Origin of the sequence: Klebsiella sp. K-Nf6 (assembly GCF_002806655.1) — a bacterium.
In the GTDB taxonomy this organism is placed as follows: Bacteria; Pseudomonadota; Gammaproteobacteria; order Enterobacterales; family Enterobacteriaceae; genus Klebsiella; species Klebsiella variicola.
This window is the reverse complement of sequence record NZ_PIBN01000006.1, coordinates 269,306-292,736: the sequence shown is the minus strand read 5'-3', so window position 1 is coordinate 292,736 and position 23,431 is coordinate 269,306. Positions and strand designations below refer to the sequence as shown.

Below are 23,431 nucleotides of genomic sequence, written 5' to 3'. Positions count from 1 at the left end.
TCTCAGGCTCCTCGCGAAATGACAATCACCACCAGCACCGCCAGCTCAACCAGCGCGATCCCGCGCAGCAGCGCCGGCGCCGAGGCCGATTGCCAGCCCGGCACCAGACGCACCGGGTTCAGCCAGTGACGCAGCTTCAGCAACGGCGCAAAGGCCTCTTTCACCGGCATGGCAAAGCCGTGGGCCGTTACCACCATCGACTGCTCGTGGTCGTAACCGCAGACCCACGCCGCGCCGCGCGAGCGCGCCGCCAGGCGATCGCCTTTAAAGAAGATCATCAGCAGGAACGGCAGCAGCGGGCAGGCGATAAGCAGCAGCGCGATCATCGGCTGCGATACCACGCTCGACACCTGGGCCTGCACCGGGAAGGCGCCGCTCACCAGCGGCAGCAGCCACGGTGCGGCGATGCCGCCAACGAGGCAGAAGACCGCCGCCAGCACCACGCTCAGGGTCATCAGCCAGGGAGCGCAGGTGGCGTTTTCCGCCTCTTTCGTCCGCGGCGCGCCGAGGAAGGTCACGCCATAGACTTTCGCCATACACATCACCGCCAGTGCGCCGGTGATCGCCAGGCCGACGGCCAGCAGCGGCCCCAACAGACGGCCAATAAACAGGTCGCCGGTGCTCATTTTGAAGAAGGACTGGTAGATAACCCACTCGCCGGCGAAGCCGTTCAGCGGCGGCAGGGCCGCCATCGCCATCAGCCCCACCAGCATGGCGAGGGAGATCAGCGGCATTTTTTTACCGATGCCGCCCAGCTTCTCGATATCGCGATGGCCGGTACGGAACCACACCGCCCCGGCGCCAAGAAATAGCGTGGTTTTGAACAGGCTGTGGTTAATCAGGTGATACATACCGCCGATAAAGCCCAGCACCATCAGCGTGCTGTTGCGGGTCGCCACGCCGGTGACGAAGGCGCCCAGACCCAGCAGGATAATGCCGATGTTCTCCAGAGTGTGATAGGCCAGCAGACGCTGAATGTTATGCTCCATCAGGGCATACAGCCCGCCGATGAAGGCGGTGATCATCCCCAGCGCCAGCAGCATGACGCCCCACCACAGCGGCGGCACGCCGCCGGCCAGCGAGACGGTCAGCATGCCGTACAGACCGACCTTCATTACCACGGTGGAAAACAGCGCGGCGGCCGGCGCACTGGCCCCGGCGTGAGCCTGCGGCGCCCAGCCGTGCAGCGGGATCGCCCCGGCCAGCAGGGCGAACCCCACCAGCCCCGGCAGCCAGAGCAGCGGGTTCTGCATCATATCCACCGCCTGGAGGTTGATCTGCGCCAGCTCGAGGGTGCCGTAGGTCGACCATACCAGCCAGCAGGTCCAGGCCATCAGCAACGTGCCGAGACGGCCCAGGGCAAACCACAGCTTACCGGAGGCGGCGCAGCCGGTGAGAAACGCCGCGCAGAGCGCCATGATCTCCGCCATCACCACCAACGAACCGATATTGGTCACCACCACCGCGCAGGTGGCGGCGGCCAACAGCAGGTTGACCAGCAGGCCGTTGGCCTTCACCTGCGGATGGCGATGCCAGCTAATATTGAACAGCGACACCGGCAGCGCCGACAGGCCGATGGCCAGCAGCCACAGCGCGTTGACACCGCCCACCCGCATCGTCAGATGCAGAAACTGCAGCATGCCGCCGTGGATCCGTTCCGGCATCAAGAGCGCTGCGCCGCCGGCAACCACCAGCATGGCGCTGGCCACCGCGCCGCCGATCCCGGCAATAGCGCCGCTGAGCGGTTTACGCATGGCAAACACAAAGGCCAGCACGGCGCTGGCGGCGTACCACATCACCGCCTGATTGACTAATCCCATTACACTCATTCCCTCTCCCCCTGTTGCGCCTGGAACATCGACAAGTCGCCAAGGTCGGTATTAAAGGTCAGCTGGCGTTTACGCTTGCTGGCCTGGGCGATATCCCGGCTATCCACCAACAGCAGCGCGTTGGTCGGGCAGGTCCGCACGCAGGCCGGGCCCTGGTCATCGAAGTGGCAGAGGTCGCATTTCACAGCAATGGCGCGCACGCCGGGCACCCAGTCGAGCAGCGAGCTGACGCGGGCCGGCGCCGGCGGCGCGGGGGGGGCCAGCCGGGTATTGGCATTCGCCGGGATATCCAGCGGGCGGCTGCCGGAAAATTCAATGGCGCCGAACGGGCAGGCAATGCCGCACAGTTTGCAGCTTACGCACAGGCTCTCGTTGAGCTGGACGGCGCCATCGACGCGCTGGATGGCGTTAACCGGGCAGACGGCGGCGCAGGGGGCATCTTCGCAGTGGTGGCACATCTGCGGTGCCGATTCTTTTTCATTACGCATCACCTGCAGCCGCGGCATAGCCTGCAGGCCGTGCTGGCGATGCGTCTCAGAGCAGGCGGCTTCGCAGGTGCGGCAGCCGATACAGACAGTGGAGTCAGCAATTACAAAACGGTTCACCGGGTCATCCTCGGGTGAAAGTCATTTTTGACGAAATCAGGTTGCGCAGGTGTCATTTTCGACACGTGTCGACACCTCGCGATCAGTGGGTCAGGGCCAGATGGCTTAAATCCACCGGTTGGTCTTGCTCCATGGCGTCATACAGACGGTCATAGACGGTGGCGATAATCGCCAGATAGTGCTCCAGCACCTGGTCGCGGGAGCGGTTGCTGATCCGCCCGTCCACCGTGCCATCTGCCGCCAGCGTGGCCTGAGCAATCAGGTACTTATCACCGCCGCCTTTGTTTTCGACGTAGTATTCGATGGTGTGGCTGTTAAAGCCTTCCGCCAGCGCGACAAACACCTGAAAATGGCCGAACAGCACGAAGCACAGCTCTTTATCCGGCGCGCAGCTCATCGCGTGATGCAGGCGGGCCTTCGACAAGGTGATCCCCTGAACCAGCGAGTTACAGTAGATGTGCCACTGCTCCTGCTGCTGCCGGTGACGGTCGGCGATGTAATCCGCCTTTTCACTTATTTCCCAAATAGTCATATCGGTTTCTCCGTTGCATGAGATGCACCCTCTAAGCATTTTTCATGCCAGGTTTTATTTAATTGATTTAACTATGTTTTTGTATTCATCCCTGCCGACGCGACATGTCGATGACAGCCCCGGGGCGTCGACATCGACATCGACGGCCACGACGATTTCATTCTGGCATCGTTATTGCATACAAGGCGCATTGCGATACGGAGGCGACTATGCACGAAATCACCCTCAGCCAGCGGGCGCTGGAAATTATTGAACAACAGGCGCAGCAGGCCGGCGCGCGACGGGTGACCGGCGTGTGGCTCAAGGTCGGCGCATTTTCCTGCGTGGAAGCCAGCGCCCTGACCTTCTGCTTTGAGCTGGTCTGCCGGGGCACGCTGGCGGAGGGGTGCGAACTGCATATCGCCGAACAACAGGCTGAATGCTGGTGCGAACGCTGCCAGCAGTACGTCCATCTTGTCTCGCAGCACGTCCGCCGCTGCCCGCTCTGCAATAACGACCAGCTACAGATCGTGGCGGATGACGGCTTACAGATTCAGCGTTTAGAACTGGAGTAAACTATGTGTACAACATGCGGCTGTGGCGAAGGCAACCTCTATATTGAAGGAGACGAACGAAACCCGCATTCCGCGTTCCGCAGCGCCCCCTTCGCGCCCGCCCCACGCCAGACGATGACCATCACCGGTATGAAAACCGACCACTTCGCCCCCACCCGCACGCCAGAGGGCGACCTGCATTACGGCCATGGCGAAGCTGGGACTCACGCCCCGGGGCAGAGCCAGCGGCGGATGCTGGAAGTGGAGATCGACGTGCTGGATAAAAACAACCGTCTGGCGGCGCGCAACCGCGCACGCTTTGCGGCGAAACAGCAGCTGGTGCTGAATCTGGTTTCCAGCCCCGGCTCCGGTAAAACCACCCTGCTGACCGAAACCCTCACCCGGCTGAAAGGACGCGCCGACTGCGCGGTGATTGAAGGCGATCAGCAAACGGTCAATGACGCCGCCCGCATTCGCGCCACCGGCACCCCGGCGATTCAGGTCAATACCGGGAAAGGCTGCCATCTCGATGCCCAGATGATCGCCGACGCCGCCCCGCGCCTGCCGCTGGCTGACCACGGCATTCTGTTTATCGAAAACGTCGGCAACCTGGTCTGCCCGGCCAGCTTTGATCTTGGCGAACGCCATAAGGTGGCAGTGCTGTCGGTCACCGAAGGCGAAGACAAGCCGCTGAAATATCCACATATGTTTGCCGCCGCCAGCCTGATGCTGCTCAACAAAGTCGACCTGCTGCCGTATCTCAATTTCGACGTTGAGAAGTGCCTGGCCTGCGCCCGTGAGGTCAATCCGCATATTGAGATTATTCTCCTCTCGGCCACCAGCGGCGAAGGCATGGAGCAGTGGCTCACCTGGCTGGAGACGCAACGATGTGCATAGGCATTCCGGGACAAATTTGCGCCATCGACGGCGTGCTGGCGAAAGTGGAAGTCTGCGGCATTCAGCGCGATGTCGACCTGACGCTGGTCGGCGCCGTTGACGAGCAGGGTCAGCCGCGGCTCGGCCAGTGGGTGCTGGTGCACGTTGGGTTCGCCATGAGCGTGATCAATGAAGCCGAAGCGCGCGACACCCTCAACGCGCTGCAAAATATGTTCGACGTGGAGCCGGACGTCGGCGCGCTGCTGTACGGCGAGGAGCGATAATGCGTTACGTTGACGAATACCGCGCCCCCGAACAGGTGATGCAGCTGGTGGCACATCTTCAGCAGCGTGCGCGTCTGCTGCCGCACACCGCCGCGCGACCGCTGCGCATTATGGAGGTCTGCGGCGGCCATACCCATGCCATTTTTAAGTTCGGTCTCGACCAGCTGTTGCCGGAGAATATTGAATTTATTCATGGGCCCGGCTGCCCGGTATGCGTCCTGCCGATGGGGCGTATCGACGCCTGCATTGAGATCGCCAGCCGCCCGGGGGTGATCTTCTGTACCTTCGGCGACGCCATGCGCGTGCCGGGTAAAAACGGCTCGCTGCTGCAGGCGAAATCCCGCGGCGCCGATGTCCGCATCGTTTACTCGCCGATGGACGCCCTGCGGCTGGCGCAGCAAAACCCGCAGCGTGAGGTGGTCTTTTTCGGCCTCGGTTTCGAAACCACCATGCCCGCCACAGCCCTCACCCTGCGTCAGGCGCGGGAGCGCAACGTCGATAACTTCTACTTTTTCTGCCAGCACATCACCCTGCTGCCGACCCTGCGCAGCCTGCTGGATCAGCCGGACAACAGTATCGACGCCTTTCTCGCCCCGGGCCACGTCAGTATGGTGATCGGCACCGAGGCCTACGGCTTTATTGCCAGCGACTATCATCGTCCTTTAGTGGTCGCTGGTTTCGAACCGCTTGATCTACTGCAAGGCGCGGTGATGCTGGTTGAGCAGACAATAGCGCAGCGCAGCGACGTGGAAAATCAGTACCGTCGCGTGGTGCCGGATGCCGGCAACCCGCTGGCGCAGGCGGCGATGGCCGACGTCTTTCGCCTGGATGGCGACAGCGAATGGCGCGGCCTGGGGGTCATCAGCGACTCCGGCGTGCAGCTTACGCCAGCCTATCAGCGCTTCGATGCCGAGGCGCATTTCCGCCCGGCGCCGCAGCGCGTGTGCGACGACCCCCGCGCCCGCTGCGGCGAGGTGCTGACCGGCCGCTGTAAACCGCACCAGTGCCCGCTCTTCGCCAGCACCTGCAATCCGCAAAGCGCCTTTGGCGCGCTGATGGTCTCCTCAGAAGGGGCCTGCGCCGCCTGGTATCAATATCGCAGTCAGGAAAATGAAGCATGAAAAGCGTCCAGTTAGCCCACGGTAGCGGCGGTCAGGCAATGCAGCAGCTGATCGGCGACCTGTTTATGCAGGCCTTCGCCAACCCCTGGCTGGCGGAGCAGGAGGATCAGGCGCGCCTCGATCTGGCGGCGCTCGCCGCCCAGGGGGACCGCCTCGCCTTCTCCACCGACAGCTACGTGATTGACCCGCTGTTCTTTCCCGGCGGCAATATCGGCAAGCTGGCCGTCTGCGGTACCGCCAACGATGTGGCGGTCAGCGGCGCCATCCCCCGCTATCTTTCCTGCGGCTTTATTCTCGAAGAGGGGCTGGAGATGGCCACCCTGGAAGCGGTGGTCGCCAGCATGGCCGACACCGCCCGGGCGGCAGGGATCGCCATCGTCACCGGCGATACTAAAGTGGTGCCGCGCGCCGCGGCGGATAAGCTGTTTATTAACACCGCCGGCATCGGCGCCATCCCGGCGGACGTTCGCTGGGGGACGCAGCAGATTAGCGCCGGTGATGTGCTGCTGGTCAGCGGCACGCTGGGGGATCATGGCGCCACCATCCTTAACCTGCGCGAGCAGATGGGGCTGGACGGCGCGCTGTCCAGCGATTGCGCGGTGCTGACGCCGCTTATCCAGACCCTGCGGCCACTGAGTGGAGTGAAAGCTCTGCGCGACGCCACCCGCGGCGGGGTCAATGCCGTCGCCCATGAGTTCGCCGCCGCCAGCGGCTGCGGCATCGAACTGCAGGAGGCAACGCTGCCGGTCAACGATACGGTGCGCGGCGTCTGCGAACTGCTTGGGCTGGACGCCCTGAACTTCGCCAATGAAGGCAAACTGGTGCTCGCCGTCGCCCGCGAGGCCGCGGAAAACGTGCTAGCGCATTTGCGGTCTCACCCACTGGGACGCGATGCGGCGATAATCGGCGAAGTGGTCGACCGCCCGGGCGTGCGTTCCGTTGGGCTGTACGGCGTGAAGCGTACGCTCGATCTTCCCCACGCCGAGCCGCTGCCGAGAATTTGTTAACGACGGCGTCGGGTCCCGGGTAGCGGCTGGCGCCTTATCCGGGCTACAAAACTGCGCGCACATGTAGTCCGGCTAAGCGCCAGCCGGGGTTAAAGCGGCAATAACCGCTTTATTAACATACTATTATTTGTACCATCATTTTCTTATGCGCCACGTTGTCGGCGCGTTTTGGACGTAAGCAATGTCGTATACACCGATGAGCGATCTCGGCCAGCAAGGGCTGTTCGATATCACCCGGCTTTTATTACAGCAGCCCGATCTGGCCGCGCTGAGCGAAACTCTCACCCGCCTGGTGCAACAGTCTGCGCTCGCCGACGAGGCGGCCATCATCCTGTGGAACGCGGGTAACCACCGCGCGGCCAGGTACGCCTGCGATGAAGCCGGCCACCCGGTGAGCTACGAGGACGAAACCGTGCTCGCCCACGGTCCGGTGCGCCGCTTACTCTCCCGGCCGGATGCCCTGCATTGCGACCACGAGACCTTTGCCGACACCTGGCCGCAGCTTATCCGCAGCGGGCTCTATCGCCCGTTCGGGTACTACTCGCTGTTGCCGCTGGCGGCTGATGGGCGGATCTTCGGCGGCTGTGAATTTCTGCGCCGTGACAACCGGCCGTGGAGCGAGAAAGAGTTCCAGCGGCTGCATACCTTCACGCAGATCGTCGCCGTCGTCACCGAGCAAATTCAGAACCGGGTCAGCAATAACGTCGATTACGATCTGCTGTGCCACGAGCGCGACAACTTTCGCATCCTGGTGGCGATCACCAACGCGGTGCTCTCACGCCTGGATATCGACGAGCTGGTCAGCGAGGTGGCGAAAGAGATCCATCGCTACTTCCGGATCGACGCCATCAGCGTGGTGCTGCGCAGCGACCGCAAAGGGAAGCTCAACATCTATTCCACGCATTATCTTGACGCCAGCCATCCGGTCCACGACCAGAGCGAGGTGGATGAAGCCGGTACCCTCACCGAGCGCGTATTCAAAAGCAAAGAGATGCTGCTGCTCAACCTGCACGAGCATGACACCCTCGCGCCGTATGAGAAAATGCTCTTCGAGATGTGGGGCAATAAGATCCAGACCCTGTGCCTGCTGCCGCTGATGTCCGGCAATACCCTGCTCGGGGTGCTAAAGCTGGCGCAGTGCGACGAACAGGTCTTCACCACCACCAATCTCAAGCTACTGCGGCAGATCGCCGAGCGGGTGTCGATCGCTATCGATAACGCCCTCGCCTACCGCGAAATTCAGCGCCTGAAAGAGCGGCTGGTGGATGAGAACCTCGCCCTCACCGAGCAGCTCAATAATGTCGAAAGCGAATTCGGCGAGATCATCGGCCGCAGCGAGGCGATGAACAATGTGCTCAAGCAGGTCGAGATGGTGGCGCACAGCGACAGCACCGTGCTGATCCTCGGTGAAACCGGCACCGGTAAAGAGCTTATCGCCCGCGCCATCCACAACCTCAGCGGGCGTAACGGTCGACGGATGGTGAAGATGAACTGCGCCGCGATGCCCGCCGGGCTGCTGGAGAGCGATCTGTTCGGCCACGAACGCGGGGCGTTCACCGGGGCCAGCGCCCAGCGTATCGGCCGCTTCGAGCTGGCGGACAAAAGCTCCCTGTTCCTTGATGAAGTGGGCGATATGCCGCTGGAGCTGCAGCCTAAACTGCTGCGCGTCCTCCAGGAGCAGGAGTTCGAACGTCTGGGGAGCAACAAGCTGATCCAGACCGACGTCCGGCTGATCGCTGCTACCAACCGCGATCTCAAGCAGATGGTTATCGACAGGGAATTCCGCAGCGATCTCTACTATCGGCTCAACGTATTCCCCATCCACCTGCCGCCGCTGCGCGAACGTCCCGACGATATCCCGCTGCTGGTGAAGGCCTTTACCTTTAAAATCGCCCGCCGCATGGGGCGCAACATCGACAGCATTCCGGCGGAAACCCTGCGCACCCTGACGCGGATGGAGTGGCCGGGCAACGTGCGCGAGCTGGAAAACGTCATTGAACGGGCGGTGTTACTCACCCGCGGCAACGTGCTGCAGCTCTCCCTGCCGGAGCTGGATATCGTGGAAGCCCCGCGGACGCCGGCGGTCCTGCCTGAGGAAGGTGAGGATGAATATCAGCTGATCGTCCGGGTGCTGAAGGAAAGCAACGGCGTGGTGGCCGGGCCGAAAGGCGCCGCCCAGCGGCTGGGGCTGAAGCGCACCACGCTCCTGTCGCGCATGAAGCGGCTGGGTATTAATAAAGACGAACTGGTGTAGCCTCGCGCGCTCCCCCTTTCCGCGCCGGTGAGAGGGAGCGCTGGCGCAGCGCGCTATTTATCGCTGGTAAAACCGTTGCTGGTCGCCAGTTCGGCAAACCACAGCGCATTGCGTTTTATCTGTCGCTCGCCGGTCTCCAGATCCAGTCGCCAGAAGCCGTAGCGTCGTTTGAAGGCATTGATCCACGACCAGTTGTCGATAAACGTCCACTGGTGTACGCCAAAGCAGTTCGCGCCGTCGGCAATGGCGCGGTGCAGCTGCACCAGATGCTCCTCCATCAGCTGGATGCGGAAATTATCGTCTATCACCCCGTCCGCCCCGGGCTCTCCCTCTGATTGTCGATCCATCGCGATGCCGATTTCCGCGAGATACCACTTAATGTTGCCGTAGTTATCGCGAATATTGGCGGCAATGTCATAGATCGCCTGCGGCAGGATCTCGTTGTTATCACGATAGGGATTAAAGCGGCCCTGCGGGTTCACCGCGTTTTCGAAATAGTATTCCGGGGTGAAATAATCGAGATCATATTCGCCCTCACGCGCTTTTACCCGCCGCGGCACGTAATAGTTCACCCCAAGAAAATCGATATCCGCGCTGAGGATCAACGCCACGTCGTCTTTGCTGGTCGTCGGCAGGCAGTCGTGGGCGGCGAGGATCTCGCACAGCGCTTTGGGGAATTCATGTTTTACCAGCGGGTCAAGGAAGCTGCGGTTAAAAAACAGGTCGGCATACCCGGCGGCTTTTTTATCCGCGTCGCTGTCAGTGAGGGTATAGCTCGGGGTCAGGTTGAGCACCACGCCGATCTCGCCCGCCAGCGCCAGTTCACGATAAGCCGTTACCGCTTTGGCGTGCGCCAGCATAATGTTAAACGCCACCTGCGCCGCCAGCCGGCCATCTTTCTTACATGGATAGTGGAAGTCGTACAGGTAGCCTCCCTCAACCGGCACAATCGGCTCGTTGAAGGTTATCCAGTATTTAACCTTATGGCCAAACAGGCTAAAGGCGGTGCGGGCAAAGCGGGCAAACAGCTCGGCCACGTGCGCCGATTCAAAGCCGCCGTACTGTTTCTGCAGCGCTTCCGGCATATCAAAGTGGTAGAGATTGATCATCGGCTCAATGCCGTTGGCGATCATCTCATCGAGATAGGCGTGATAAAAACGCACCGCGTCCGGGTCCGGCGCACCGGTTTCCAAATCAGCGATCAGTCGTGACCACTGAATTGAGGTGCGAAACGAGTTGAAGCCGGTCTGTTTCATTAGCGCCACGTCCTGCGGATACTGATGATAAGTATCACATACGGTTTGCGGCCCTACCTGCTGATAAAATCGCTCCGGTTGTTCGGCAAACCAGCTATCCCAGATGGAACGATGGCGCTTATTGGTGACCCCTTCCGTTTGCGGGCCGGACGCCGCCGCTCCCCACAGAAACCCTTGCGGAAACTGATACTGCTGCATAACCTCTCCTTCGAAAAAAGGCTGCGCCCGTCTGGCGCAGCCTGAACGTACTACTCAGCGACCACTTCGATCGATTTAATGAACATATAGCCCCAGTCGCCGGCGAAGCGGCCGAAGTCAACCTGATTGGTCCCCGCGTTAAGCGTCACCGGTATCCGTAGCTGCTGGCCCTGCTCATCCGTCTGCGGGAAGGCCACGGCCTGCGGGGCGCCCCCGTTGACGACAAACGAGTTCTGCTTACCGCCCCATTTACCGTTGAAGGTCACATTAAGCAGGAACTGACCGCTCCACGGCGCCTGCACCTGCCAGCTGATCTTATCCCCCTCGCTGGCGAATGGGCCGAGGAAGCCGTCCTCGCCAACTGTCAGCGCGTCTTTTTCACTCTTCATTACCGTCAGGCGCCCCTCAGCCACGCCATAGACTTCGCCGTGATAACGACAGAAATCCGCCGGCGCTTTCCCCGCCGCCTCGCCCACCGTCACGGTCACGGTCACGGTTTTGCTGCTTTTCAGCAGCCCATCGTCCGCCGTGAACGTCAGCGCATAGGTACCTGGCGCCGTAAACCAGGCCCGGGTTTGAGCCCGATCGGCATGGCAAAAATGCACCTGTCCCTCACCGGCGTGCTGCCAGCCCACCTTAACCTCTCGCGACGGCAGGCCATCGTCCTGCCAGCTGGCCGTAAGCTCGACGCCCCGGTCCTGCGTGGTGGTTAGGGCCGGTTCCAGCGTGACAACCGGCGGCTGATTCTCCTCGCTATGCTGCACGCTAATCACATTGGAAGGAGCCGAATGACCGCTCTCGTTTTTCGCCGTCACCCGGTAGTAATACGTATGCCCGAGCTGAAGCTGACGATAATCGTCGCGGAACAGAACCATGGTTTCCGGATTCCATTCGTTAACGCCATCGGAGATATCCCGGCCCACCACCGTCCACGGCCCGGTCGGCGAGGCGGCGCGTTCGACATCGTAGCTGCGTCCCACCGCGGCTCCCATCCAGTTGATCGCGAAGGGCGAGGTGGTCTCGCGCAGCAAAGGCGCGTCCGGCTTCGGCAGCGGCGCCATCGTCTGCTGCCCGGCCATCTGCGCCGCGGCCGTGCGCACCAGATCGACCACCGCCTGCTCCTGGTTCGCTTCGCCTTCTTTGGCAAACCCCGGCAGGTGGTAACTGTAGTGCCCGGTCGACTCCTTATGCCAGTAGAAGCCGCCGTCGTGACGATGGCCGCGGAAGCCCCAGATAAGCCCGCCGGCGGCTTGCGCCCCGTTGACGTCGCTGTGAACGATCGACTGCATAATGGCGTTCAGTTGATCCGCCGGCAGCAGGCCAAACTCGCCGACGAGATAGACTTTTTGCCCGCCGACGGCGCGCAGATCCTGCGTCACCTGCCCGGGATGGTTATTATCGGCATTGGTGTAATAGTGATTGCTGACGATATCTACATTGGGGTCGGTCAGCGCAAAGGAATTGATTTTCTTATAGGTACCATCTACCACCAGCTGATGAGGGGCCCATTTTTTAATCCACGCCGCGGTCTGATGCAGGAAATCGGCGTTGGTATCCTCCAGCTCGTTACCGGTTTCCCAGGCCATGATCGCCTTTTCATCATAATAGGCGCGGCCGGTGACAGTATTTGTCCGGGTGATAACCTGGCGGATCACATCCAGATAGGCTTTGAAGGTCTTGCTATCGGTCCGATAAAAGTCTTCCGCTTTTTCATGGTAGAACGCCGCCAGCTGCTCGCGCCCGCCCCACCACCACCAGTGGTCGATAAACGGCAGGATCAGACGCAATCCCTGTTTATCCGCTTCGGCAATCATGTTGTCATACACCCGCATGGCTTTCTCATTCAGCCGCGGCATGCCGTCCGCCGTTTCCGGCGCCAGAATATGGGTCTCGCGCCCGCAGGCTTTATCAAATTCCTGCTGCACCGACAGCACGTAGACGCGCTGGGCTTTCGCCCCGGTTTGCACCATCGCCTGGATCCAGTTTTGCTGCTCCTGCGCCGTTGGCCATTTAAAATATTGTCCCCAGCCGCGCGGGTCTGCTCTGCAGGGGCCGCGGGCGTCGTCTTCAATGCGGTGCAGCTCCGGCGCGTGGATCCCGGCGAAACGAAACACCTTGTCGCCGTCCTTGAGGGTGGCGCCGTCGCGAGTGATAAAGTGCGTAAAGTGCGAGCGCTCGGCGGCCAGCGCCCCGCCGGCCCCCAGCGCGGACAGCAGCCCCATGAGCAGCAGGTTTTTCATCGGCTTCATCGTTGTCTCTCCTTAGAACCAGACCTCGGCCTGTACGCCGAAGTTAACGGTGTCGGTAGAGCCACTGCGGGAATACCCGCCGGCGGTGATGGTATTGGTATCCCAGTTGTAGTTGCCGTCTAACGCATCGGAGACACCTTTATCCCACTTCGCGTAGGTGACGAAGAAGCGCAGCTGCGGGCGTGCCCAGAAACCGGAGTCAAAGGTCAGGGTTGGCGCAACGGTGACTTTGGTCAGGCCGCCTTTACCTTTGCCGTTTACCCCTTTGTAGTTTTTGTCATCCAGGTATTCGTAGCCCAGCTCGTACTGCATGGCAAAGTTGCGGGTGATCTGATGATAAGGGCGGATACCGGCGACCCACATCGAGCGTCCCCAGCCATGGTCATCTTCCGTCCACCAGCGGTAGTTTTTATCTTTCTGCCAGAAAGCGAAGGTCGAGATCTCCAGATCGCCCATCGAGGCCACGCTATCCAGCACCACTCGCCAGGACTGGGTGTTTTCCAGGTTGGCCCAGCCCCAGCCGTTTTTACCCAGCGAGTCACCCGCCGCCAGCCCTTTCCCGTACTGCAATGCAAGGCGGGAGTAGCCTCCGGTCAGGCCATAGAAACCGTCAAAGTTATAAATACCGGTCACGCCATAGCCCTTCTCGGCGGAAGTCGGGTGGTTTTCGTTACGGTTCATATGGTGGCCGATCAGCTCCAGATCGAAGCCTGTCCCCGCGATCTTTTTCAGCCACAGGTTGAGGGAATAGTCATCCGGGTAGCCCTGATCTCCCTTATCCACCGGGTAGGCTTTGGTTTCATCGGTGGGTGAAAAGGCGTACACCCCGGCGTCGAAGCGGGCGAAGCCGAGATCCATGTTGTCGAAGCCGCCGCCGGTGCCGTTGTACTGAATGTACTCCCAGTCGAACTGATGGCTGGAGGTGTTGGAGCTGCTGTAGCGCTTACCGGCCCAGAAGGTCATCTCCGGCGCAAAATCCAGATTGCTCAGCTCGGCGAACCCTTCGCGAAACTGTACGTCATGGCCATCGTCATCCTGACAGTTCCAGTCGGAGGTGCATTTCGACTGATGAGTGAGGTTGGCCTGCACTTTCGCCACCACGCCGCTGTCCGCCGTCAGCGTCACGGTGGGGATCAGTTCGATCTTGGTGTCTTCTTCGTTGCCCAGTCGCCACTTACCGTCCGGCATCAGGCCGACGGAGTCCGCGCGGTTGCCATCGGAGTTCGCCAGGATCCCGGAGCGGATATAGCCATGCAGCGCAAAATCATACTTCGGATCGGCGCAGGCCAGGCTGCTGGCCCCTGCCAGCGAGAGGAGAGCCAGAGGTATTGAATGTTTCAGCTTTATCATTATTTTTTTCCCACGTTATGTTTGTTAACACGAACCGATAACGGAGGGGAAATTTACGGATCAAAAATGGAAATGTACATCCGTTAATGGAAAGCGCTTTCCATAATTGCCTATCTGGTTCACAAAATTCGCTCCGCGACGAATATATTCGTGAGACTGATCACATAAAATAACAAGAATGCCGCCGGGAGCCGGCAGCAGAGCGGAAGGAGGAGCAGGTGAATGAGTGCCGCCGGGGGATAAGCCGCCGACGGCGAGGGGGTCAGCGTTCGGTTTCCGCGAGCTGGCGTTCGTACACTTTGAAGAAGGGGCGATAGAGCATCCAGGCGTTAAACATCGCGAACAGGCTCATGCACAAATTTTTCCAGCTACCGTTCGCCGACCATGCTGCCCCCAGCGGGGAAGGCATCGACCATGGCAGCATCGCCACCGCGCGGTCGAGGATACCAAGCTGAGTTAAATACCATGCGATACAGGCATTTATCAGCGGAACAAAGAGAAACGGCAGTAAAAAAACCGGGTTCATGATCACCGGAAAACCAAACAGTATTGGCTCGTTGATATTAAACAGCGACGGCAGCAGGCCAATTTTTGCCACGCTTTTCAGCTGCCGCGAGCGGCTGCGCATCGCCATCAGCACCAGCGGCAAAGTGGAGCCAATACCGCCGATCAGCAGGTAAAAATCCCAGAATCCCTGCAGATAAATATGCGGCAGCGTTGGCGAACCCGCCGCCAGCGCCTGCTGATTTTCAAACAGATAGGTCATCCAGAAGGGGTTCATGATCCCGGTGATGATCAGCGCGCCGTGGATACCGATAAACCAGAGTAAGTTACAGATAAATAAAGAGATCAGCACCGCCATCAGCGTGTCGGACGCCAGCACCAGCGGCCGCACTGCTTCGCTAATTAACTCCGGTACGATGCGTCCGGTGGTCTGTAGCAGTATGGCATTCATCACGCTTATCGACAGCATCACCACCAGCAGCGGGATCAGCAGTTGAAAGCCATTGCGGGTCATCAGCGGCACTTCATCAGGCAAGCGAATACACCAGCCTTTTTTGTAGAAAAAGCGAATTATCTCAATGGAATAGGTGCTGGATATCAGGGCGGTAAATATCCCCATGCCGCCGAGATAAACATTGCTCACCGCAGTCTCGCGAAAGCCGATAAACAGCAGAAAAGCCAGGCACCCGGTTAAACCGCAGAGCCGTTCCGGCAGACGGTACTGCTTGGCGAGACTGGCGCTGGCGCCGAAGGCCACAATCAGCGCCACCAGGCCAATGGTTAGCTGAAAGGTCGGCAGCAGGATAGGCCGCAGTAGCAAATAGACCTGGCCGAAACGCGAGGCGCCGTCGATGGAAACGGGCGGAAACAAAATGGGCACCAACAGGCTGCCAACAATCACAAAGGGCATCGCCAGCGCAAAGCTATCGCGCATCGCCGTAATGTGGTTGTTGCGCGTCAGAACATTCGCCAGCGGCGCCAGCCGCTGCTCGATGATGTCCACGGCCACATTCATTAACTGAATGTTCATACTCCTACCTTTGCGAATGGTTGTCTCGCCGGGATGATCGCCCACAACACCGGAAAGTGAAAGCCTGCCATAGGTGATCATGGTCACAATTAATAAATCCACAAACGGAAAGCGCTTTCCGTAATGCATCCATTTTGACTATAGTCCGCACATCCAACCTCATCAGGAGCGGTACTTATGAAAAAAATAATGTTGTGTTGTTCGGCAGGCATGTCCACCAGCCTGCTGATGAAAAAAATGATTGCCGAAGCCGAACAGCGGGGTCTGCCGGTAGAGATCAATGCCTATGGCGTAGCGGAGTTCGCCGAACAGGTTGGCCATTATCAGGTGGTGCTGCTGGGGCCGCAGGTGAAATACATGCAGCAGGATCTGCAAAAACAGGCGGATAAATACGGTATCCGCGTCGAACCCATCAATATGATGGACTACGGCATGCAAAAAGGCGCCGCGGTCCTCGATTTCGCCCTTTCCCTCATCGAAAACAAGAACTAAGGAAAGATCATGAGCTCTCTGTACGCTAAATTGATCGATGTGATCGAACGGCAGATCACGCCGCTGGCCGGCGCGATCGGCCAGCAAAAATACGTGACCTCGATCCGCGACGGCTTTATTACCGCCCTGCCCTTTATGATCGTCGGCTCATTTTTGCTGGTATTTATCTTCCCGCCGTTTTCTCCGGATACGACGTGGGGCTTTGCCCGCGCATGGCTGAAATTTTCGCTCGATCATCGCGAAGCGCTGATGCTGCCGTTCAACTTCAGCATGGGGGTGATGACCCTGTTTATCGCCGTCGGGATCGCCGCCAGCCTCGCCAAGCACCATCACCTGGACTCATTGACCGCCGGGATGCTGTCGCTGATGTCGTTTCTGCTGGTAGCCGCGCCGCTGAAAGATGGCCAGATCTCTACGGCCTACTTCTCCGGTCAGGGGATCTTCACCGCCATTCTGGTGGCCATCTATTCCACCGAGCTGTACGCCTTCCTCAAGCGGCATAACATCACCATTCGCCTGCCACCGGAAGTGCCTGCCGGGGTGGCGCGCTCGTTCGAGATCCTGATCCCGGTGCTGGCGATCATTCTGACGCTGCATCCGCTGAACCTGTTTATCGAGGCTCAGCTGGGGATGATCATTCCGGAAGCGATCATGTCGCTGGTCAAACCGCTGGTCGCCGCCTCCGATACGCTGCCGGCGATCCTGCTGTCAGTGCTGGTCTGTCAGGTGCTGTGGTTCGCCGGGATCCACGGCGCGCTGATCGTCACCGGGATCATGAACCCGTTCTGGATGGCCAACCTGTCGGTCAATCAGGCGGCCATGGCGGCAGGTACCGCTATCCCGCACATCTATGTCCAGGGCTTCTGGGATCACTATCTGCTGATCGGCGGCGTCGGCTCCACCCTGCCGCTGGCGCTGATGCTGTTGCGCAGCAAGGCCGTGCATCTGCGGACGATTGGCCGGATGGGGGTCGTGCCGGGGGTATTCAATATTAACGAACCGATCCTCTTCGGCGCGCCGATCATCATGAACCCACTGTTTTTCCTGCCGTTCGTGCTGGTGCCGATGGTCAACGCGACCCTGGCGTACTTTGCGCTGAAGCTGGATCTCGTCAGCCGCGTAGTATCGATGACGCCGTGGACAACGCCGGCCCCCATCGGCGCCTCATGGGCGGCGAACTGGAGCTTTAGCCCGGTGATCCTGTGCCTCATCTGTATGGCCACCGCCATGGTGATGTACCTGCCATTTCTCAAAGCTTACGAAAAACAGCTGCTGGCCCAGGAGCGTGAAAACGCCGTCGGCCAGGCTGACAACGCGGCGCAAACCGCTTAACGCTAACGATTCAGAGGATAATCATGGAATTAGAAGAACAGGTGATGGGGATCATCATCAACGCCGGTCAGTCACGCAGCCTGTGCTACGAAGCGCTGCAGGCCGCCAAAGCGGGTGATTTCGCCACCGCCGACGCCAAAATGCAGGAAGCGGCTCACTATTCCCGCGAGGCGCACCTTGTGCAGACCCAGCTTATCGAAGCTGACGAAGGCGAGGGAAAAACCAAAATGACGCTGGTAATGGTCCATGCTCAGGATCACCTGATGACCTCCATTCTGGCGAAAGAGCTGATTGCCGAACTGATAGCGATTTACCGCGCGCAACCGCTTCACGCCTAGCGCGTTCCCCGGCCAGGCGCGCTGGCCGGGCCTGATTCCCCGAGGTCACTATGTTACATCTTGGAATAGATATTGGCGGCACCAAAATGGAAGCCGTTCTGCTGGATCCGGCGGGCGAATGCGTCCAGCGCCTGCGTCGGCCGACCCACAAAGAGAGCTATGACGCCTTTATGCGTCAGCTGCTGACCCTGATTGCCGACATTCGCGCGGTCAGCCCGCAGCCATTCACCCTGGGGATCGGCCTGCCCGGGGCTATCGATCCGCAAAGCGGGCGCATTAAAAACTGCAACTGCCTGGTGCTCAACGGCCACGATCTGCGCCGGGATATCATGCAGCAGCTTGGCCAGCCGGTGTGGATGGCAAACGATGCCGACTGCTTCACCCTTTCGGAGGCGGTGGATGGCGCCGGCGCCGGGGCCTCCACCGTCTTCGGGGTGATTATCGGTACCGGCTGCGGCGGCGGGATCGCCGTTCATCAACAGCTGCTCAGCGGCCCCAACGCTATCGCCGGGGAGTGGGGGCATAATCCGCTGCCGGGCTATACTCCTGAGCGCGATGGTCCGCCGCAGCCCTGCTACTGCGGCAAAACGAACTGCATCGAAAGCTTTCTCTCCGGCACCGGCTTCGCCCGCCGCTATGGGGAACAAGCCCGTGCGGAAGCCATTGTCGCCGCGGCGCAAAACGGCGATCCGCGCGCGCTGGCCCACTGGCGACACTTTATCGATGCCTTTGCCCGTAGCCTGGCGTCGGTGATCAATATTCTCGACCCGCAGGTGATTGTGCTGGGCGGCGGTCTGTCCAACGTCAGCCAGATCTATCGCGATCTGCCTGCCGCCATCGTGCCGTGGATCTTCTCCGACACCTGCCGCACGCAGATCAAACCGGCCCGCTTCGGCGACGCCAGCGGCGTGCGCGGCGCGGCCTGGCTGCCCCGTCTGCCCGGCGCCGCGGACGGGCAGCGGTAGACACTTTTTTCAGCAGGTATGTTAAGCTAGGCGAAAATGTTCAGACAGAAAAAGCCATGCCAACGATTGATGATGTTTCAAGATTAGCGAATGTCTCAAGAGCGACGGTTTCCCGCGTGCTGACCGGCACCCGGGGCGTGCGCGAAGAGAGCCGGGAAGCTGTGCTGCGAGCCGTTGAAGAACTCAACTATCGCCCGAGCTTTGCCGCGCAAAACCTCGCCAGTCAGACATCCAGCCACGTTGGTCTGGTGATTTCCGCGCAGGACGAAAGCCACGGCGCGCGTCTGCTGCCGCTGCTCTCTCAGGCGCTGAAAGGGCTGAATAAAAGCCTGCTGGTCCAGTATGTCAGCGATCCGGTAGAGCAGGCGGCGGTGATCGACGATCTGCAGCGCCAGTGCGTGGCGGTGGTGGTGCTGGGCGCCGTTGCCGCCGACGCGCCGCGCAACGTTATCGCCTTTGACCGCTTCGGCGTCGCCGGGAGCAACAGCCAGGGCTATGACTTCGCCTTCGCTACCGAAAGCGCCTGTCGCTATGTGATTGGCAAGGGACACCGCAACATCGCCCTGCTGGTGGACAGCGATAGCGACGATGCCAGCCGTCAGATGCTGGAAGGCTACCGCAACGTCCTGCAAAACTACTCCATTCCTTTTAACCGCCAGCTGGTGCTGACGGCCAACGATGACGTCGAGCAGGCGCTGCTGACCTTAATTAACAGCTTCAGTAAATACTCAGTCATTATCGTTAAACGCGACCGCTACGCGGCTGAGGCGATGCGTCTGTTACGCGAATTCACCATCGCCGTCCCGCAGGAGGTCTCCCTGCTGAGCCTTGAGGACTCCCCGCTCGCCTCGCTGCTCTACCCGCCGCTGACCTGCATCTCCTGGCCACTGGAGGCGCTGCTGGATAACTGTATTCAGCGTATTCGCAGCCTGATTGACGACCGGCCAACCTTCACCGCCGAGGGCCGCTCGCTGGCTGGCCGCCTGATCCCGCGCCAGTCGGTCGCCGATATCTCTTGATCTTCGCCCGGTTCGCGCCGGGCCAGCCTTGCCTCCCCCTTTCTTGTCGCTTTCGTTTCCCGGCTCATTATTACCCACGCATGCAAATAAGAATTATTTTCATTTGTAAATAGCTTGTGCTATATAACATAGCAATGGCTATAAACGCTGGGAAATTAACCACACCATTGCGAGGGATCCTATGCAACACCTGACACCGCTGAAATCATTGCTGCTGGCCAGCGCGCTGGCTCTGCTGGCCGCGACGCCGGCCACCGCGCAGGAGAAATTCAGGGTTATCACTACTTTCACGATTATCGCCGATATGGCGCAGAACGTGGCCGGCGACGCCGCCGTTGTCAGCTCCATCACCAAACCGGGCGCGGAGATCCACGATTACCAGCCCACGCCGGGCGATATCAAACGCGCGCAGGGAGCACAGCTGATCCTCAGCAATGGGCTTAATCTCGAACGGTGGTTTGCCCGTTTTTATCAGCACTTACAGGGCGTTCCGGAGGTAGTGGTCAGCGAAGGGATCCAGCCGATGGGCATCAGCGCGGGCCCCTATAGTGGGAAGCCCAATCCCCATGCCTGGATGTCGGCAGATAACGCCCTGATCTATGTCGATAACATTCGCGATGCGCTGGTGAAGTATGATCCGCCTCACGCCGACACCTATCGCCGTAACGCCGAGGCCTATAAGGAGAAGATCCGCCAGACGATGGCGCCGCTGCAGGCCAGACTGGCGCAACTACCGGCGGATAAGCGCTGGCTGGTCACCAGCGAGGGGGCCTTCTCCTATCTGGCCCGCGACTATGGACTTCGCGAACTGTATCTGTGGCCGATCAATGCTGACCAGCAGGGCACTCCGCAACAAGTGCGCAAAGTTATCGACACCATGAAGAAAGAACGCATCCCGACTATCTTCAGCGAAAGCACCATCTCCGATAAACCGGCGCGTCAGGTGGCGCGCGAAGCCGGGGCCCACTACGGCGGCGTACTCTATGTCGATTCGCTGAGCGCCGCCGACGGCCCGGTGCCGACCTGGCTCGACCTGCTGCGCGTCACCACCGAAACCATCGTCAACGGTATCCAGGACGGGATGAGGAAGCAGCCATGAATGCAGCGCAAGCGGGACTGTATGTCGACCAGCTCACCGTCACCTGGCGCAACGGCCACACCGCCCTGCGCGACGCCTCGTTCAGCGTACCACGCGGCTCCATTGCCGCACTGGTGGGCGTTAACGGCTCGGGTAAATCCACACTGTTTAAAGCGCTGATGGGCTTTGTGCGCGTCGGCCACGGCGAGATCGCCATACTCGGCCAGCCGGTCAACCGCGCGCTGCGCCAGAACCTGGTCGCTTATGTCCCGCAGTCGGAAGAGGTGGACTGGTCCTTCCCGGTGCTGGTAGAGGATGTGGTGATGATGGGCCGTTACGGCCATATGGGCTGGCTGCGGCGGGCAAAGCCGCGCGATCGCGACATTGTCGATGCCGCGCTGGCCCGCGTGGGCATGAGCGAGTTCCGCCATCGGCAGATTGGCGAGCTCTCCGGCGGGCAGAAAAAGCGCGTCTTCCTTGCCCGCGCTATCGCTCAGCAGGGCCAGGTGATCCTGCTGGATGAGCCTTTCACCGGCGTCGATGTGCAGACCGAAGCGCGGATCATCAGCCTGCTGCGCGAACTCCGCGATGAGGGCTGTACCATGCTGGTCTCCACCCACAACCTCGGGTCAGTGAGCGAATTTTGTGATTACACGGTGATGGTGAAAGGCACCGTGCTGGCCAGCGGCCCGACAGAAACCACCTTCACCGCCGAGAATCTGGAGCGGGCTTTCAGCGGCGTGCTGCGCCACGTCGCGCTGACCGGCGGGGAAGCGCAGATTATCACCGATGACGAGCGGCCGTTTATCAGCCGGCGCGCGGCGGGAGGCCCACGATGAGCTGGCTGCTGGAGCCGTTTGGCTATCACTATATGCTCAATGCGATGTGGGTGTCGGCGCTGGTGGGCGGCGTCTGCGCGTTTCTCTCCTGCTACCTGATGCTGAAGGGCTGGTCGTTGATTGGCGACGCCCTCTCCCACTCGATTGTGCCCGGCGTCGCCGGGGCCTATATGCTCGGCCTGCCTTTCGCGCTCGGCGCGTTTCTCTCCGGCGGCCTGGCGGCGGGCAGCATGCTGTTTTTGCAGCAGCGCTCGCGGCTGAAAGAGGATGCCATTATCGGCCTGATCTTCTCCTCCTTCTTCGGGATCGGGCTGTTTATGGTGTCGCTGAATCCGACGTCGGTGAATATTCAGACTATTATTCTCGGCAATATTCTGGCCATCGCCCCGGAGGATATTATCCAGCTGGCGGCGATCGGCTTTATCTCAATGGCGATCCTGCTGCTGAAGTGGAAAGATCTGATGGTGACCTTCTTCGATGAAAACCACGCCCGCTCGATTGGCCTGAACACCCGCGGCCTGAAGCTGCTGTTCTTTACCCTGCTGGCCGCCTGCACCGTGGCGGCGCTGCAGACCGTCGGCGCCTTTCTGGTCATCTGCCTGGTGGTGACTCCCGGGGCCACTGCGTGGCTGTTAACCGACCGCTTTCCGCGCCTGCTGGCCATCGCCGTGGCTATCGGCAGCCTGACCAGTTTCTTCGGCGCCTGGCTCAGCTACTATCTCGACGGTGCCACCGGCGGCATTATCGTGGTCGCGCAAACGCTGTTGTTCCTTATCACCTTTATCTTCGCGCCGAAGCACGGCCTGCTGGCTAACCGCCGCCGCGCCAGGGAGGCCGCATGCTGAACCTGTTCCTGGCCCCGTTCCAGTTTCCTTTTATGGTCAATGCGATAGCGGTATCGATCATCGTGGCCGTGCCCTGCGCGCTACTGTCGGTGTTTCTGGTGCTCAAAGGCTGGGCGCTGATGGGCGACGCCATGAGCCACGCGGTCTTTCCGGGCGTGGTGCTGGCCTACATTATCGGCATCCCCTTCGCCATCGGCGCGTTTATCGCCGGGCTGCTGTGCGCCGTGACGACCGGTTTTCTCGACGATAACAGCCGACTCAAGCGCGATACCATCATGGGGATTGTCTTCTCCGGCATGTTTGGCGCCGGACTGGTGCTGTACGTGGCGATCCAGTCCGATGTTCATCTCGACCATATCCTGTTCGGCGATATGCTGGGAATATCCCTTCGCGATATTGGTCAGACGGCGGCTATTGCGCTGGTGATTGCGCTGATTATCGGTCTCAAATGGCGGGATTTTTTGCTGCACGCCTTTGACCCGACGCAGGCCAAAGCCAGCGGCCTGCGCGGCGGACTGTTGCACTACGGCCTGCTGTGTATGATCGCCCTGACCATCGTCGCGACGCTGCAGTCGGTGGGGATTATTCTGTCGATTTCGCTGCTGATTGCTCCAGGGGCGATCGCGCTCCTGCTGGTGCGGCGCTTTATCCACGCCCTGCTGCTGGCGGTAGCGGTGGCCATCGGCTGCTCGGCGGGAGGGGTGTGGCTGGCGTTTTATCTCGATAGCGCGCCGGCGCCGACTATCGTGGTGCTGTTTTCCGCGCTGTTTGTGGTCGCCTTTGTGGCAAGCACGATCCGGGATAGTCGGAAACAGAGGGCTTCCGCAACCATCCCCGGTGGCGGCTAACCGCCTTACCGGGGCTACAAAAGCACGACTTGTCGCCCGGCTGCGCG

General features: G+C 60.4%; 22 protein-coding genes. 15 read left to right on the top strand and 7 right to left on the bottom strand.

Annotation, left to right across the window (positions count from 1 at the left end; all coding sequences use genetic code 11):
* Nucleotides 1-2 precede the first annotated feature (2 nt).
* From hycC to hycA, 3 genes are all read right to left on the bottom strand, one after another.
* Nucleotides 3-1,829 carry a formate hydrogenlyase subunit 3 gene (gene hycC, locus CWM61_RS13160; protein ID WP_100631368.1) on the bottom strand — a complete coding sequence of 609 codons (1,827 nt, stop codon included), beginning with the start codon at nt 1,827-1,829 and terminating at the stop codon, nt 3-5.
* Nucleotides 1,826-2,434, bottom strand: coding sequence for a 4Fe-4S dicluster domain-containing protein (locus CWM61_RS13155; protein WP_100631367.1), 609 nt, complete (start codon nt 2,432-2,434; stop codon nt 1,826-1,828). Before CWM61_RS13155 ends, hycC begins: the two co-directional genes overlap by 4 nt.
* An 82-nt stretch (nt 2,435-2,516) precedes the next feature.
* On the bottom strand, nt 2,517-2,966 hold the full coding sequence (hycA, locus tag CWM61_RS13145; protein WP_004205645.1) for a formate hydrogenlyase regulator HycA: 450 nt from the start codon (nt 2,964-2,966) through the stop codon (nt 2,517-2,519).
* 209 nt (nt 2,967-3,175) lie between these two features.
* Here hycA and hypA point away from each other — a divergent pair, with 209 nt between their 5' ends.
* The 6 genes from hypA to flhA all read left to right on the top strand — a co-directional run bounded on the left by hypA (nt 3,176) and on the right by flhA (nt 9,041).
* The gene (gene hypA, locus CWM61_RS13140; protein WP_012540763.1) at nt 3,176-3,520 is read left to right on the top strand and encodes a hydrogenase maturation nickel metallochaperone HypA; all 345 of its coding nucleotides are present in this window, start codon (nt 3,176-3,178) and stop codon (nt 3,518-3,520) included.
* A gap of 3 nt (nt 3,521-3,523) precedes the next feature.
* Complete coding sequence (hypB, locus tag CWM61_RS13135) at nt 3,524-4,396, top strand: hydrogenase nickel incorporation protein HypB (protein ID WP_100631366.1); 873 nt, start codon at nt 3,524-3,526, stop codon at nt 4,394-4,396.
* Nucleotides 4,387-4,659, top strand: a complete 273-nt coding sequence (locus CWM61_RS13130; protein WP_100631365.1) for a HypC/HybG/HupF family hydrogenase formation chaperone — start codon at nt 4,387-4,389, stop codon at nt 4,657-4,659. Before hypB ends, CWM61_RS13130 begins: the two co-directional genes overlap by 10 nt.
* On the top strand, nt 4,659-5,780 hold the full coding sequence (gene hypD / locus CWM61_RS13125) for a hydrogenase formation protein HypD (RefSeq protein WP_074387762.1): 1,122 nt from the start codon (nt 4,659-4,661) through the stop codon (nt 5,778-5,780). The genes CWM61_RS13130 and hypD overlap by 1 nt, the downstream gene beginning before the upstream one ends.
* Nucleotides 5,777-6,787, top strand: a complete 1,011-nt coding sequence (gene hypE, locus CWM61_RS13120) for a hydrogenase expression/formation protein HypE (RefSeq protein ID WP_100631364.1) — start codon at nt 5,777-5,779, stop codon at nt 6,785-6,787. The genes hypD and hypE overlap by 4 nt, the downstream gene beginning before the upstream one ends.
* Nucleotides 6,788-6,968: 181 nt before the next feature.
* Nucleotides 6,969-9,041: a formate hydrogenlyase transcriptional activator FlhA gene (gene flhA, locus CWM61_RS13115; RefSeq protein ID WP_061153546.1), complete on the top strand. Its 2,073-nt coding sequence runs from the start codon at nt 6,969-6,971 to the stop codon at nt 9,039-9,041.
* 53 nt (nt 9,042-9,094) lie between these two features.
* Here flhA and CWM61_RS13110 read toward each other — a convergent pair whose 3' ends face one another.
* From CWM61_RS13110 to CWM61_RS13090, 4 genes are all read right to left on the bottom strand, one after another.
* Nucleotides 9,095-10,495, bottom strand: a complete 1,401-nt coding sequence (locus tag CWM61_RS13110; protein ID WP_016161704.1) for a glycoside hydrolase family 1 protein — start codon at nt 10,493-10,495, stop codon at nt 9,095-9,097.
* 50 nt (nt 10,496-10,545) lie between these two features.
* Nucleotides 10,546-12,744 carry a CBM35 domain-containing protein gene (locus CWM61_RS13105; protein ID WP_100631363.1) on the bottom strand — a complete coding sequence of 733 codons (2,199 nt, stop codon included), beginning with the start codon at nt 12,742-12,744 and terminating at the stop codon, nt 10,546-10,548.
* 12 nt (nt 12,745-12,756) lie between these two features.
* Entirely contained in the window at nt 12,757-14,094 is a 1,338-nt protein-coding gene (locus CWM61_RS13100; RefSeq protein ID WP_008806192.1) for a maltoporin, read from the bottom strand.
* A 262-nt stretch (nt 14,095-14,356) separates the two neighbouring features.
* Nucleotides 14,357-15,628 (bottom strand): PTS sugar transporter subunit IIC, encoded by a 1,272-nt coding sequence (locus CWM61_RS13090; RefSeq protein WP_004151052.1) that lies wholly within the window; start codon nt 15,626-15,628, stop codon nt 14,357-14,359.
* Between the two features lie 177 nt (nt 15,629-15,805).
* On the opposite strand from CWM61_RS13090, the gene CWM61_RS13085 reads away from it, so the two are divergent.
* From CWM61_RS13085 to CWM61_RS13045, 9 genes are all read left to right on the top strand, one after another.
* Nucleotides 15,806-16,120: a PTS sugar transporter subunit IIB gene (locus CWM61_RS13085; RefSeq protein WP_002914979.1), complete on the top strand. Its 315-nt coding sequence runs from the start codon at nt 15,806-15,808 to the stop codon at nt 16,118-16,120.
* Between the two features lie 9 nt (nt 16,121-16,129).
* Nucleotides 16,130-17,452: a PTS sugar transporter subunit IIC gene (locus CWM61_RS13080; RefSeq protein ID WP_100631362.1), complete on the top strand. Its 1,323-nt coding sequence runs from the start codon at nt 16,130-16,132 to the stop codon at nt 17,450-17,452.
* A 23-nt stretch (nt 17,453-17,475) separates the two neighbouring features.
* Entirely contained in the window at nt 17,476-17,790 is a 315-nt protein-coding gene (locus tag CWM61_RS13075; RefSeq protein WP_100631361.1) for a PTS lactose/cellobiose transporter subunit IIA, read from the top strand.
* 50 nt (nt 17,791-17,840) lie between these two features.
* A complete protein-coding gene (locus CWM61_RS13070; RefSeq protein WP_012540756.1) occupies nt 17,841-18,755 on the top strand; it encodes an ROK family protein in 915 nt (304 codons plus the stop codon).
* Nucleotides 18,756-18,811: 56 nt separating this feature from the next.
* Nucleotides 18,812-19,774 (top strand): LacI family DNA-binding transcriptional regulator, encoded by a 963-nt coding sequence (locus CWM61_RS13065; protein ID WP_002915031.1) that lies wholly within the window; start codon nt 18,812-18,814, stop codon nt 19,772-19,774.
* Nucleotides 19,775-19,955: 181 nt separating this feature from the next.
* Complete coding sequence (locus CWM61_RS13060; protein ID WP_100631360.1) at nt 19,956-20,873, top strand: metal ABC transporter substrate-binding protein; 918 nt, start codon at nt 19,956-19,958, stop codon at nt 20,871-20,873.
* The gene (locus CWM61_RS13055) at nt 20,870-21,691 is read left to right on the top strand and encodes a manganese/iron ABC transporter ATP-binding protein (RefSeq protein ID WP_100631359.1); all 822 of its coding nucleotides are present in this window, start codon (nt 20,870-20,872) and stop codon (nt 21,689-21,691) included. The genes CWM61_RS13060 and CWM61_RS13055 overlap by 4 nt, the downstream gene beginning before the upstream one ends.
* Nucleotides 21,688-22,536, top strand: coding sequence for an iron/manganese ABC transporter permease subunit SitC (sitC, locus tag CWM61_RS13050; protein ID WP_023319000.1), 849 nt, complete (start codon nt 21,688-21,690; stop codon nt 22,534-22,536). Before CWM61_RS13055 ends, sitC begins: the two co-directional genes overlap by 4 nt.
* Entirely contained in the window at nt 22,530-23,384 is an 855-nt protein-coding gene (locus CWM61_RS13045; protein ID WP_100631358.1) for a metal ABC transporter permease, read from the top strand. Before sitC ends, CWM61_RS13045 begins: the two co-directional genes overlap by 7 nt.
* Nucleotides 23,385-23,431: the final 47 nt, after the last annotated feature.